Genomic DNA, 13,760 nt, shown 5'->3' on the forward strand with positions numbered 1-13,760 from the left:
CAGAAGGGACAATCTGATTGCAAAGGGCGCCTGAGGGCGCCCTTTTCTTTTGTGATGAGATGGGGGCTTGCCTCCAACCCCCTCAAGGTTTTTTAGCCATATGAAGCAAGCGGGCTGTGTTAAACTTGGCGAGTGTTCGGGATAGTCGGAGGCAGACCATGCAGAAGGTAAATGGAATTGGCGGGATATTCTTTCGGGCCCGTGATCCGCAGGCGTTGAGTGCTTGGTATGAGAAGCATTTGGGCGTCAATCACTACGATCCTGTGCCCTGGAAGCAGCGGGAAGGATATACGGTGTTCGCACCCTTTGCGCAGGACACCGAGTATTTCGGCCGCTCCGAGCAGCAATGGATGATCAATTTTCGTGTCGATGACCTGAGCGCGTTGATCGACCAATTAAAGATCGCCGGAATCACCGTCGAGACGAACCCGGAGTGGGACAGCGAGGTCGGGAAATTCGCCCGCATCCACGATCCTGAAGGCAATCCCATCGAGCTATGGGAGCCGAATCAATAAGATAGCGGGATTGTATACCGTTGTATCCTTGTAAGTAATTGAAATAAATAAACAATTGATGTTGTGTCGGTCTGCCTTATAGTGCCGGTGATACACCGGAGCCTTACATGACGCCCATAGACAATCATCCGCTTCGCTATACGCTGGCCAATGAACTGCATGCACGCCCATTTCCGGTTGCACCCTTACCCAGCACGGTTGTGTTTCTGGCGATCAAGAAGCCCAAAGAAGCGGTTACGCGCGATCGTGGCGAGGATATGGCCCACCTGATCAATCTGCTGGATCGCCACGGCGCGCAGCACCCTCAGCCAGAAGCCACTCACTACGCGGGTCAGATCGGGCGTCATTGGCTGAAATGGGAACAACATACCGAGTTTGTGACCTATACCGCGATCACTCCGAACGTCAGTGAACGTGCATTCAATCCGGCAGACTTTGAGGTGTTTCCGCCAGATTGGTTGATGGCGAGCCCGGGGCAGCGCGTGACATCGGCCTTAATTCGCGTCGTCGAGTACGAGGGGGATGAGGCGGCAAAGGCTTCGCTGGCTCAGTGGTTCGAGCCGGAAAGCCTAGCAGTGGCGCGGGTGCTGGATGATGCTGCGATCTGCGCTTGTGATTTCCGAATTGATCCGGCGGGGCATATGCGGCTTGCGATGTTTGTCAAGAAAGGCACCGGGCGGCGTCGGACCGGGCGGATCGTTCAGCGGCTGTGCGAGATTGAGACCTACAAGGCAATGTCGATGCTGGGATTTGCACGGGTCAAGCAACTGATGCCGCGCATCGGCGAACTGGATGGTCAATTGACCCGCCTGATGGGGCAGATGTCCGATGAAACAGCGCACCCAGACGAATTGTTGCCGGATCTTCTGTCTACCTCGATCGAGCTTGAGACACTTTCGGCACGGTGTTCTTTTCGGTTCGGCGCCACGGGTGCCTATGAGGCGATTGTTAATCAGCGCATCGAAGTGTTGCGTGAACAAAGATTCAATGGACGTCAGAGTTTTGCCGATTTCATGATGCGTCGTTATGACCCCGCGATGCGGACGGTTAAATCAACCGAGCGACGTTTGCAGGCCTTGTCCGACAGGGCTATTCGCGCCGGCGACCTGTTGCGTACCCGTGTCGATGTCGAACGCAGCGCTCAAAATCAGGCTCTGCTGGAAAGCATGGACCGGCGTGCTGATCTGGCCCTTAGATTGCAGCACACAGTCGAGGGATTATCTGTGGTGGCGATCAGCTACTATGCGGTGTCTCTGGTCAGCTACTTGCTCTACCCACTGACGCAGGCCGGGATTAGCAAAGGGATGCTGACGGCAATTGTGACCGTGCCTGTCATCCTTGCCGTTTGGTTCGGGGTGCGCCAGATCCGGAAGCGAATTGAATAAGCGGTCTATGCCGGGCGACGAATGATCTGTAGAACGGGTGGCGTTTGGCAGATTTTATGAGGATTCCCTGTGATCGGTATTGTTGCGGCGTGGCGGGCTGTGGCCGCCATGTTTATCCTGAACGGTGCGCTGTTCGGCATCTGGGCATCGCGCATACCTGCGGTTCGGGACAGGCTGGATCTGACGCACGAGGCGCTAGGGCTTGGTTTGCTGTTCATGGCAGCAGGGGCCGTTTGTTCGTTTCCGATCACGGGCCGTTTGACGGACAAGTTTGGGGCGGTGGCGATCACGCGGGTGATCGCGGTTCTCTACACCTTTTCCCTGATCCTTTTGGCTCTCGCCGGCGGGTTCTGGTCGCTTGCGGCGTTTCTGTTTGTATTCGGAGCCTTCCATGGCTCGATGGATGTTGCGATGAACGCCTGGGCGGCAGAAGTCGAACAGGCCTATGACAAGCCGGTCATGTCGTCCTTTCACGCGATGTGGAGCCTTGGAGCCGGGCTGGGGGCGCTCAGCGGATACAGTGCCGTACAGATGGGGCTGTCGGTGTTGCAACATTTTCTGCTAGCGGGTGGCGTTGTCGTCGCGCTTGCGCTTGTTTTGTCTTGGGTACGCTGGACTTCGAAACGTTCGGCTTCGAAACCTGGATCGGTGTTCGCTTTGCCATCGGGTGCCCTGATCCTTGTGGGTTTCACAGCGCTGTGCGGCGCTTTGGGCGAAGGGGCTGTTGCGGATTGGAGTGCGATCTTCCTGCGCGATGTCACCGGTGCGGCTGAGAGTATCGCGGCGCTGGGCTATGCGGTCTTCTCGGTCACGATGGTTGCGTTCCGGCTTGCGGGCGGGGTGGTGATCGCGCGTTTCGGGCCTGTTGCAACAGCACGATTTGGCGGCGTTTGCGCCGCGCTGGGCGTGTTTGGCGTAGTATCGGCGGGAGGGGCAGAATTGGCTTTGGCAGGTTTTGCTCTGATGGGAGTGGGCTATGCGGTAATCATGCCTCTGGCCTTTAGCCGTGCGGCCAACGACCCGCATGTCCCGCCCGGACAGGCGATCGCAAGCGTCGCGACATTGGGATACGGAGGGTTGTTGATCGGGCCGCCTCTGATCGGATTTCTGGCCGAGTTGATGACGCTGAGATTTGCCTTTGCAGTTCTTTTACCGCTGGCCGTTCTTATCATCGTATTGGCCGGCGCGCTGAAGCGCGCCGACTAAGTTCGCTTATCGTCCGCGAATACGTGGATCCAGCGCATCGCGCAGGCCGTCACCCAGATAATTTACACTGAGGACGGTTAGTGAGATCGCCAGTCCGGGCCAGAACACGCGCTCGGGGTATTGCTGCAGATAGTCGACGCCATCGAAGAGCAGCCGACCCCATGTCGGGAAGTCCGGCGGAAATCCGAGGCCGAGGAAGGAAAGCGCGCTTTCGGTGATGATCGCAGTTGCAATCCCCAGCGTGGCCGACACCATGATCGGAGACAGAACATTCGGCAGGATGTGCCGGGTGATGATCTGGCCATTGCTGGTGCCGATGGACCGGGCGGCCAGAACGAACTCACGCTCTTTGATCGCCAGCACATCGCCGCGCACGATCCGCGCTGTGGGCATCCATGAGGTGATGCCGATGGCGCAGACGATCAGGATGAAGATTCCACGCTCTAACCCGAAGGCAGCAGATAGCGGCTCGCGGAAGAGCAGCATCATGACCAGCAGCAGCGGTAGCAACGGCAAGGCCAAGAACAGATCCGTCAGGCGCATCAGTGGGCCATCCAGCCGTTTGAAAAACCCGGCCAGAACACCGATGAACGAGCCCAGAAACAGCGCCAACAGCATCGCGGTGATGCCGACTGACACCGATGTCTGACCGCCTGACATCATGCGAGCTAGGATATCGCGGCCCAACTGGTCGGTGCCAAAGGGATGCGCCCAACTGGGGCCCTGATTGCGCGAACGGATGTCGATCTGAGTGGGGTCGATGCTCCATAAGTATGGGCCCAGATAGACGCCTGCGACGATGAAGATGAACAGAATCGCTCCGATCATCGCGCCTTTGTGGGTCTTGAACTGATCCCAGACATCGCGCCATTGGCTCCGTGGTGGGGTGGCCAGTTCTTCCATCACATCGGTGGTTGGCAGCGCTGTCGAGGCGGGCGCAAGCCCTTCGTCCGGGACCAGTGTATCGGTACGATCATGATCAGTCATAACGAATCCTCGGGTCCAGAATGCCATAGAGAACGTCGGCGATCAGATTGAACAGGACGATCAGCACTGCAAATATGAAGGTCAGGGTTTGGACCATCGGCAAGTCATTGGCCTGAATAGCCCCGATCAGCAACTGGCCGATGCCGTTCACTTTGAACACCTGCTCGGTAATGATCGCTCCGCCGAAGATGGCTGGAATACCCAGCGCGATAACGGTGACCACAGGGATCATCGAGTTGCGCAGGACGTGGACCATGACGACCGTATATTCGCTGAGGCCCTTGGCGCGGGCGGTGCGGACATAATCCTGATTAAGGTTGTCCAGCATCGAGGCGCGCATGAATCGGCTGAGCTGCGCGGTGATCTGCAGAGCCAGAACCATGACCGGCATGATCATCTGTTTCAGCTGTACAACAAAGCTGTCCCAGCTATTGACCACATGGGTGGTGTCATAGATCGACGGGAACCATCCAAGCTGGACTGAGAAGATCACGATCACCAATACGCCCGAGAAGAACGGCGGTACCGAGAAGCCGACCATCGACACGAATGTGCCCATTTGGTCGAACCAGGAATACTGCCGGTAAGCCGAATAGATACCGATGGGCAGGGCGATCAGGATGGCGACCACATAAGCGGTGCCAACAACCCACAGGGTCTGCGGGATGCGCTGAACGACGATGTCCATGACGGGTGAGCGGGTCTGCCACGAAATCACGCGCAGGTCACCTTCGGAGAAGGTTGTACCAAAGATCGAGTCGACCAGAACCTGCGGTTCGATCCAGAAGAACTGCACGATCCATTTCCAGAACCGGATATGCATCGGCTGACCGAGGCCCAGTGCCTCGCGCATCTTCTCTTTGACTTCGGGGGGGACGGTAAGTGGAACCTGCGCCATCGGATCGCCGGGTGCGAGTTCGAGGAGCAGGAAGATGACGAGGCTGATGAACAGTAGCGTGGGAACGGCCAGCACCAGTCGTCTGATGGTAAAGTTGAGCATTAAGAGGCGCCTTTATATGCGTCTTCTTGTTGGAGTGGTCTGCAAATGACCGCGCCCCGATATGGGTCGGGGCGCGGTTTTGCAAGATTAACGCTTAGGAACCGGTCTTGCGGTACCAGTCCGCAATGTTCCACAGCTCGCTGTCCCAAACGTTCAGGACAACGCCACCCAGCGTATTGGCGTGTGCCGACAGACGACCACGGTGCACCAGCGGGATCATTCCGCCATTTTCAACCATGATGTCGTTCAGCTGACGCGCGATCTGCGCGCGCTCATCCGCACCTGCGGTTTCGGCCAGCTTGCCATGCAGCTTGTCGAACTCTTCGTTGCAGAAACGGCTGATGTTCTCGCCCTGCCACTGGCTTTCAGGCTTGGGTGCCTTGTCGCACAGGCCGTTGCCCAGATAGGACTGCGGGTCAGTGCCGTTGAAGGTGTTGGCATACATTTCAACGTCGGCATAGAACTTCTGGAAGGTGTCAGGCGAACCCGGATCACCACCAAAGAAGACCGAAGCATTGATGTTGCGCAGCTCAGTTTCGATACCGATTTGGCTCCACCATTCTTTGATCAGCGCCTGGAAGTCCTGGCGAACTGCGTTGGTAGAAGTCTGGTAGACAATCTTCAGCGGTACACCGTCTTTTTCACGGATGCCATCGCCATCGGAATCAACGATACCCGCGTCATCCAGAAGCTTCTTGGCACCTTCGATATCTTGAGTATCGCAGCTGAATGTGTCGGAATTCACCGCGGCAGGCGCAGGTACCCAGTTGCAGGTAACCTTACCGGCCTGACCGTAGCCGATTTCAACCAGCAGCGGCCGGTCGATGGCCAGCGACATGGCCTTGTAAACAGCAGGGTCCTGCAGGAACGGGTGCGGATGCGTTGCAGTCGAACGCTCGCCCTCCGGCAGATCTGGCGACGGGTTGGTCTGGTTCAGCATGATGCGTTCCACCAGCGGGCCGAAGCCTGCGACCGGAGTACCTTTGCCGCCTTCCTGCATCTGCGCGATCACTTCAGGCGCAAGCTGCAAGTTCCAGGCATAGTCAAATTCGCCGGTTTCCATGACCGCACGACCAGCTGCAGTTGCATCGCCACCGCCTTTGAATGTCACCGTTGCGAACGCAGGCTTTGCCGGGTCACGGTAGTTATCATTGGCCTTGAAAGTGATCACGTCATTTGGCTTGAACTCGGTGACAACAAACGGGCCTGTGCCGATCGGGTTAAAGTTCTGCTCGGTGCATTCGGGCGCTTTGGCTCCCATGCAATCCGCGAACTGTGCCGCCTGGATGATCGGGCTCTCACCACCCACGAACGGGCCGTAAGGGAACGGGGTCGGCGCATCGAATGTGACTTTGACGGTCAGATCATCGACAGCTTCGACATTGGTGACACCTTCAAATTTGGTCACCTGCGCACAACCGCCTTCTGGGTCCATGCAATAGTTTGCAGTGAACACTACATCAGCGGAGGTGAAAGGTGTGCCGTCTGACCAGGTGATTCCCGGCGCGATTTTCCAAGTGATCGAGGTCAGGTCTTCGCTGACGCCACCATTTGCAACTGTCGGAATTTCGGATGCCAGGAACGGAACCATTTCGCCATCTTGATTGTACCGGGCGAGCGGCTCAATCACTAGCGACGCGGATTCCACATCCTTGGTGCCACCCGAAAGGAACGGGTTCAGGATCGATGGGGCTTGCCAGTAAATGATGCTGACATTGCCGTCCGATCCACGCTCGGCCATGGCCATCGGGGCCATTGCCGTGCTTGCAATCGCACCAAGCAAAAGGGTTTTGATTTTCATCATACACTCCATGTTGGACACATACGTGTCTCGATTATCTCCGCGATGCCCGCGGGTTAGGCGTGGCCGTCAAAAGGGATAAGGATTTGGAATCAAACGGAAACGATTGTATCGCCTTCGTGTATTCAGACCTCCCCCCAGAACGGTTACGAGGCGTATCGAAACAGAGTTTTGGAAAATTGCAAGCCTTGCCTTGCGAAATTTGACCTATCGGTTTGACTTTTCACATCTGCCCGCCTTAGCGTTTGGCACCCAATCCGAAAAGCCGCCAAGGGGAGAGCGCGCGTGCTGGATCAGCCAATTGCCCAGATCAAAAAACTGCGGGTCGAATTTCAAACTAAAGATGGCCCAGTGGTGGGCGTCGAGGACGTCTCGTTCGAGGTCAACCCAGGCGAAACCGTCTGTATCGTGGGCGAATCGGGGTCGGGCAAATCAGTCTCATCTCTATCGCTGATGCGCTTGGTCGAGTTCGGCGGCGGTGAAATTGCTGGCGGGCAACTGCTTTTCGATCGCCGCGGCGGCGAGGAAATGGATCTGTCCCACGCCGATCAAGATCTGATGAAGCAGATTCGCGGAAATGAGATCGGAATGATCTTTCAGGAGCCGATGACGGCCTTGAACCCGGTTTTCACCGTCGGACGGCAGCTCACCGAAGGATTGCGAATCCACAAGGACATGAACAAAGCGCAGGCCGAAGAGCGCGCGCTGGAACTATTGCGTCAGGTGCGCATCCCTGAGCCCGAGCGACGTTTGAAGCAATATCCGCATGAACTGTCCGGTGGCATGCGCCAGCGTGTGGTGATCGCCATGGCCATGGCGTGTGAGCCACGCCTGTTGATTGCGGATGAACCCACTACTGCATTGGATGTGACCATCCAGGCCGAGATTCTGGCGCTGATGGACCGCCTGAAGCGCGAGACCGGTACGGCAGTAATGTTTATCACCCATGACATGGCTGTCGTCGCGCAGATGGCGGACCGGGTGGTGGTCATGTTCCGTGGCAACAAGGTCGAGGAAGGCACCGTCAAAGAAATCTTCGAAAACCCGCAGCACGATTACACCAAGGCTCTGCTGGCGGCGGTTCCGAAATTGGGCGAGATGCAGGGCAAAGCCGCGCCCGAGCCAATGAAACTGCTGGGTGAGGAAGGCCAGAAGATCGCTCCGATCCCGGGTACGAACGAAGTGTTGCTGACGGTCAAGAACCTGACCACGCGATTTGCGGTGAAAGGCGGATTGCTGCGCCGGACCATCTCGAACGTGCATGCAGTCGAAGATGTCTCGTTCACGCTGAACCGGGGGCAGACTCTCAGCCTCGTGGGCGAATCTGGGTGTGGCAAGTCGTCGGCAGGGCGCTCGATCCTGCGATTGGTGGAGCCGATGGCGGGTGAGGTTGATCTGGACGGTGTCGACATCATGAAGCTGGACCAGGCCGGCCTGCGCAAAGCGCGGCTGGACATGCAGATGATCTTTCAGGATCCGTTCGCCTCGCTGAACCCTCAGATGCAGTTGGTTGATCAGGTCGCTGAACCGATGCGGAACTATGGGGTTGCGTCGGGGTCAGAACTGCAGGACCGCGTGGCGCAACTGTTCGACAAGGTGCAACTGCCGCGCAGCTTCATGCGCCGCTTCCCGCATGAGATGTCGGGTGGTCAGCGGCAACGGATTGCGATTGCGCGAGCACTGGCGCTGAATCCCAAGCTAATCATCGCGGATGAGGCCGTTTCGGCGCTGGACGTCTCGGTTCAGGCGCAGGTGCTGAACCTGATGATGGAGCTGCAGTCCGAGCTTGGCCTCAGCTATCTGTTCATCAGCCATGACATGGCGGTGGTCGAGAGGGTCAGTCACCATGTCGGTGTGATGTATCTGGGCCGCATTGTCGAACTGGGCCCGCGTGCTCGGGTTTTTGAGAACCCACAGCACCCTTATACGCAGGCACTGATGAAGGCGGTACCAATTGCCGACCCGAACAAGCGCAAGTCGGAAAAAGACCTGAACTTCAAACCTATTCCGTCCCCGATTCATCCCATCGGCTACAAGCCAGAACCATCTGAATACAATGAGGTCGAGCCGGGTCATTTCATTCTGACCACTGACAGCGGATATTGACCCTCATGGTTGAACGCTTGACGCCGTTAGAAATCATGACCCGGCTGATTTCGTTCCCGACAGTCAGCCGCGACACGAACCTGCCTCTGGTGGATTGGGTCGAAGACTATCTAACAAGTCATGGGATCGAACCACATCGCTGGCCTGATCCGGATCAGCCTCACAAGGCGGCACTGTTTGCGCATGTCGGTCCGTGGGAAGAAGGTGCAATCGTCTTGTCGGGGCATACGGATGTCGTGCCCATCGATGGTCAGCCCTGGGATACCGATCCTTTCGTTGTGACCGAGAAAGACGGCAAATACTTCGGTCGCGGTACTTGCGACATGAAGGGGTTCGACGCTCTGGCGATTTGGGCTTTGGTCGAGGCACATCATTCAGGTATCAAACGTCCGCTTCAACTGGCGCTGAGCTTTGATGAAGAGGTCGGATGCACCGGCGCGCCGCCAATGATCGCTCGCATGCAGGACGTATTACCCAAGGGCTCGGCTGTGATTGTGGGTGAACCTTCGATGATGCAGGCCGTTACTGGCCATAAGGGCGGGTTCGGCTATGACACTCATATCGTTGGCTTTGAGGTGCATAGCTCGATCATGCATACGGGTGTCAACGCAATTATGGAGGCCGCGCCGCTGATCAATTGGGCCAACCAGCGCAATGCTGAGAGCATGGCGGCACAACCTTCGGATATTGCAGCGGTCTTCGACCCCCCTTGGACAACTTGCCACGTGGGAATGATTGAAGGCGGAACCGCGCATAACATCACCGCCAAGGATTGCCGGTTCATGATGGATTTTCGCACCGTTCCGGATGATGAAAAGGCGGTCTGGCAGAAAGCCTATTTTGACAAGGTTCGAGAAGTCGAGGCCCAAATGCAAGCGGTACATCCGGAAGCCCGGATCGAGCTATCCGAGCATTTCTCGATCCCCGGTCTTGTGCCTGAAGAAGATGGCGAGGCTGAGACGCTGGTGCGCGCGCTCACCGGTGACAATGCGACACATGTGGTAAGCTATGGCACTGAGGCGGGGCAGTTTCAGGAAGCCGGTTATTCCGCTGTTATCTGCGGCCCCGGTGATATCGCGCAGGCCCATCAGCCGAATGAGTTCATTACGATTTCTCAATTCAACGCAGGTCAAAAATTTATGGAGCGTCTGGTAAAGAGGCTCTGCGAATAACATCTCAAAGGAGAGGTTAAAGATGCCCGTCAAGAACCGGCTCGCCGAAATGCATGGCGAGATCACCAAATGGCGTCGTCACCTGCATATGCATCCCGAGCTGATGTATGATGTTGAGCAAACGGCAGGGTTTGTGGTCGACCGCCTGAAAGACTTCGGCGTTGATGAGATCACGCCCGGCATCGGCAAGACTGGCGTGGTTGCCGTTATCAAGGGACGTCAGGATACGCTAGGCCGTGTTATCGGGCTGCGTGCCGACATGGATGCGCTGCCCATAGAAGAGGCGACGGGGCTGGACTATGCTTCGACGGTTTCTGGTAAGATGCATGCCTGTGGTCATGACGGTCATACCTCAATGCTGTTGGGCGCGGCGCAGTATCTGGCTGAGACGAGGAATTTTGACGGTACCGTTGTGTTGATTTTCCAGCCTGCCGAAGAAGGCGGGGCAGGTGGTCTGGCCATGTGTCAGGACGGGCTGATGGAGCGCTGGGGTATTCAAGAAGTCTATGGCATGCACAACATGCCGGGAATGCCGGTTGGTGAGTTTGCCATTCGACCAGGCGCATTGCTGGCTTCTTCGGATGAATTCGAAATTGTTGTAACGGGTAAAGGCGGTCATGCTGCCGCCCCGCATGAGGCGGTAGATACAACGCTGATTGCGTCGCACATTGTTGTAGCTTTGCAATCAGTGGTGTCGCGTACCGTGGACCCTATCAAAAGGGTGGTGCTGACCGTCGGGACATTTGAAACCGATAGTGTGGCCTCGAATGTGATTGCCCATACGGTGCGGTTGCGGGGAACTGTTCGCACACTTGACCCAGAATATCGAAAGGTCGCTGAAGAACGCGTGCGCCGGATCGCCGAGGACACTGCCTCGGCCTTTGGAGCTTCGGCTAAGATGTCGTGGACACCGGGCTATCCGGTGACGGTGAATTCGGACGATGAAACCATCTATGCTGCTGAGGCCGCGCAGGCCGTGGCAGGCAAGGTCAATGACAGCACCGATCCAATCATGCCGTCAGAAGATTTTGCTTACATGCTTGAAGAACGGCCCGGAGCCTACATCTTTATCGGAAACGGGGACACGGCCATGTGCCATCACCCGGAATACAACTTCGACGACGACGCCATTCCCGCCGGTTGCAGCTGGTTTGCCGAGCTGGTGGAACGACGATTACCCGTCGCCTGATTTGGGAGGATTAGATGCCAATCAAGAACCGACTTGCCGAAATGCACGAAGAAATCACCGGTTGGCGGCGGGATATTCATCAACATCCTGAGATCCTTTATGACACCCACCGCACCAGCGCCTTGGTGGCTGAAAAGCTGAAAGAGTTCGGTTGCGATGAGGTTGTGACGGGCATTGGCCGCACCGGAGTTGTTGGCGTCATCAAGGGCAAGACCGACACGCAGGGTCGTGTGATCGGCCTGCGTGCCGATATGGACGCGCTGCCGATGCAGGAGCAGACGGGCCTTGATTATGCCTCGAAAACCGATGGCGCCATGCATGCCTGTGGCCATGATGGCCATACGGCGATGGTGTTGGGCGCGGCGAAATACTTGTCTGAGACGCGGAACTTCGACGGCACGGCCATTGTGATTTTCCAACCAGCGGAAGAAGGCGGCAATGGAGCCGAAGCGATGTGCAAAGACGGTCTGATGGATCGGTACGGCATTCAGGAAGTCTATGCCATGCACAATGTGCCAGGTGTGCCGACGGGGCAGTTCGCGATCCGGTCTGGCCCGCTGCTGGCGGCTGCGGATGAGTTCGACATTCATCTGGAAGGTCGAGGCGGCCACGCGGCGAAACCGCATGAAACAATTGATACTACAGTGATGTTGTCGCAACTGATCGTGGCACTTCAGACCATCGTGTCGCGTAACGCGGACCCTATTTTACAGGCGGTTCTGTCTGTGACTTCGGTCGAGACCTCATCCAAAGCGTTCAATGTGATCCCTCAATCGGCGCAGGTGCGCGGTACTGTACGAACGCATTCGAACGAAATGCGCGACCTGATCGAGACGCGGCTAAGCGAGGTGGCTGAGGGTATTGCTGAAACCTTCGGTGGCACTGTCAAAGTCTCATACACGCGTGGAGTTCCGGTGACGATCAACGCCGAAGAACAGACGGAATTTGCCGCTGAGGCCGCCATTTCCGTAGGTGGCAGCTGTGATGAAGCGCCCATGGTGATGGGCGGCGAGGATTTCTCGTTCATGCTGGAAGAACGCCCCGGAGCGTTCATCGTGCTGGGCAACGGCGACAGTGCCGGGCTGCACCACCCCGAATACAATTTCAACGATGAGATCATTCCACTGGGGTGCTCATGGTTTGCGGAAATGGTCGAGCGCCGGATGCCGGCGGCTTGAATTAGGAGAGAGAAGACATGCCAGTTAAGAACCGCTTTGCCGAATTGCAGGCCGAAATTACCGAATGGCGACGGGATATTCATGAAAACCCCGAGATTCTGTTTGAAACCCACCGCACCAGTGCTTTGGTCGCGGACAAACTGAAAGAGTTCGGCTGCGACGAGGTCGTCACCGGGATCGGTCGCACCGGGGTTGTCGGTGTGATCAAAGGCAAATCAGACTCGAGTGGCAAAGTCATCGGTCTGCGTGCTGATATGGATGCGCTGCCGATTCACGAGGCGACGGGGTTGGATTACGCCTCGAAAACCGATGGGGCGATGCATGCTTGTGGCCATGATGGACATACGGCGATGCTGCTCGGGGCGGCGAAATACCTTTCGGAAACGCGTAATTTTGACGGTACTGTAGTGGTGATCTTCCAGCCCGCTGAAGAAGGTGGCGGCGGTGGTCGCGAAATGTGCGAAGACGGCATGATGGCGCGCTGGAACATTCAGGAAGTCTACGGCATGCACAACTGGCCGGGCCGTCCGGTCGGCAGTTTCTCTATCCGTCCGGGTTCGTTCTTTGCCGCGACCGATCAGTTCGACATCACCTTTGAAGGTCGCGGTGGCCACGCCGCGAAACCGCAGGAGACCGTGGATACGACCGTGATGACCGCGCAGGCCGTGTTGGCGTTGCAGACGATTGCCTCGCGCAATGCCGACCCGATCGATCAGGTCGTGGTGTCTGTGACATCGTTCGAGACATCCTCGAAGGCGTTCAATGTCATTCCTCAAACAGTGCAGATCAAAGGCACCGTACGCACCATGAGCAAAGAGATGCGCGATCTTGCCGAGAAACGGATCAACGAGATTTGCGCAGGAGTTGCAGCGACCTTTGGTGGCACGGCGGATGTGACCTATATTCGTGGCTATCCGGTGATGGTGAACAGTGACGAGCAGACCGATTTCGCGGCCGAGGTGGCGAAATCGGTCTCGGGCAGCTGTGACGAGGCGCCCCTTGTCATGGGGGGTGAGGATTTTGCCTTTATGCTCGAAGAGCGTCCGGGGGCTTATATTCTGGTGGGCAATGGAGATACGGCCATGGTTCATCATCCCGAGTATAATTTCAACGACGAGGCCATTCCTGCCGGGTGTAGTTGGTGGGCCGAGATTGTTGAGCAGCGGATGCCTGCTGCTTGATGGGAAGGGTGGGGGCTCTGCCCCACCCCCCCCGAGGTAT

The 13,760-nt window shown here is 57.1% G+C and carries 11 protein-coding genes; 8 read left to right on the top strand and 3 right to left on the bottom strand.

The window, feature by feature from the left end:
- Positions 1–158 precede the first annotated feature (158 nt).
- The 3 genes from ACR0AY_RS07220 to ACR0AY_RS07230 all read left to right on the top strand — a co-directional run bounded on the left by ACR0AY_RS07220 (position 159) and on the right by ACR0AY_RS07230 (position 3,106).
- Positions 159–515, top strand: a complete 357-nt coding sequence (locus ACR0AY_RS07220; protein ID WP_170404099.1) for a VOC family protein — start codon at positions 159–161, stop codon at positions 513–515.
- A 107-nt stretch (positions 516–622) separates the two neighbouring features.
- The gene (locus tag ACR0AY_RS07225; RefSeq protein ID WP_170404096.1) at positions 623–1,900 is read left to right on the top strand and encodes a DUF3422 family protein; all 1,278 of its coding nucleotides are present in this window, start codon (positions 623–625) and stop codon (positions 1,898–1,900) included.
- A gap of 69 nt (positions 1,901–1,969) precedes the next feature.
- A complete protein-coding gene (locus ACR0AY_RS07230) occupies positions 1,970–3,106 on the top strand; it encodes an MFS transporter (RefSeq protein ID WP_170511249.1) in 1,137 nt (378 codons plus the stop codon).
- Between the two features lie 6 nt (positions 3,107–3,112).
- Here the strand turns inward: ACR0AY_RS07230 and ACR0AY_RS07235 are convergent, their stop codons facing one another.
- The 3 genes from ACR0AY_RS07235 to ACR0AY_RS07245 all read right to left on the bottom strand — a co-directional run bounded on the left by ACR0AY_RS07235 (position 3,113) and on the right by ACR0AY_RS07245 (position 6,894).
- Positions 3,113–4,093 (bottom strand): ABC transporter permease, encoded by a 981-nt coding sequence (locus ACR0AY_RS07235; RefSeq protein ID WP_170397109.1) that lies wholly within the window; start codon positions 4,091–4,093, stop codon positions 3,113–3,115.
- The gene (locus tag ACR0AY_RS07240; protein WP_170397107.1) at positions 4,086–5,093 is read right to left on the bottom strand and encodes an ABC transporter permease; all 1,008 of its coding nucleotides are present in this window, start codon (positions 5,091–5,093) and stop codon (positions 4,086–4,088) included. Before ACR0AY_RS07240 ends, ACR0AY_RS07235 begins: the two co-directional genes overlap by 8 nt.
- Positions 5,094–5,187: 94 nt before the next feature.
- Positions 5,188–6,894 carry a peptide ABC transporter substrate-binding protein gene (locus ACR0AY_RS07245; RefSeq protein WP_170397105.1) on the bottom strand — a complete coding sequence of 569 codons (1,707 nt, stop codon included), beginning with the start codon at positions 6,892–6,894 and terminating at the stop codon, positions 5,188–5,190.
- 285 nt (positions 6,895–7,179) lie between these two features.
- On the opposite strand from ACR0AY_RS07245, the gene ACR0AY_RS07250 reads away from it, so the two are divergent.
- Genes ACR0AY_RS07250 through ACR0AY_RS07270 form a run of 5 tightly spaced genes read left to right on the top strand, consistent with a single transcriptional unit; the run spans position 7,180 to position 13,720 of the window.
- Positions 7,180–9,000, top strand: coding sequence for an ABC transporter ATP-binding protein (locus tag ACR0AY_RS07250; protein ID WP_170511247.1), 1,821 nt, complete (start codon positions 7,180–7,182; stop codon positions 8,998–9,000).
- A gap of 5 nt (positions 9,001–9,005) precedes the next feature.
- Positions 9,006–10,172: an acetylornithine deacetylase gene (gene argE, locus ACR0AY_RS07255; protein ID WP_170511245.1), complete on the top strand. Its 1,167-nt coding sequence runs from the start codon at positions 9,006–9,008 to the stop codon at positions 10,170–10,172.
- A gap of 22 nt (positions 10,173–10,194) precedes the next feature.
- Entirely contained in the window at positions 10,195–11,361 is a 1,167-nt protein-coding gene (locus tag ACR0AY_RS07260; protein ID WP_170511243.1) for a M20 aminoacylase family protein, read from the top strand.
- 14 nt (positions 11,362–11,375) lie between these two features.
- Positions 11,376–12,539: a M20 aminoacylase family protein gene (locus ACR0AY_RS07265; protein ID WP_170511237.1), complete on the top strand. Its 1,164-nt coding sequence runs from the start codon at positions 11,376–11,378 to the stop codon at positions 12,537–12,539.
- Between the two features lie 17 nt (positions 12,540–12,556).
- Positions 12,557–13,720 (top strand): M20 aminoacylase family protein, encoded by a 1,164-nt coding sequence (locus tag ACR0AY_RS07270; protein WP_170511235.1) that lies wholly within the window; start codon positions 12,557–12,559, stop codon positions 13,718–13,720.
- The last annotated feature ends 40 nt before the right edge of the window (positions 13,721–13,760 follow it).

This window comes from Ruegeria sp. A5, assembly GCF_056543005.1.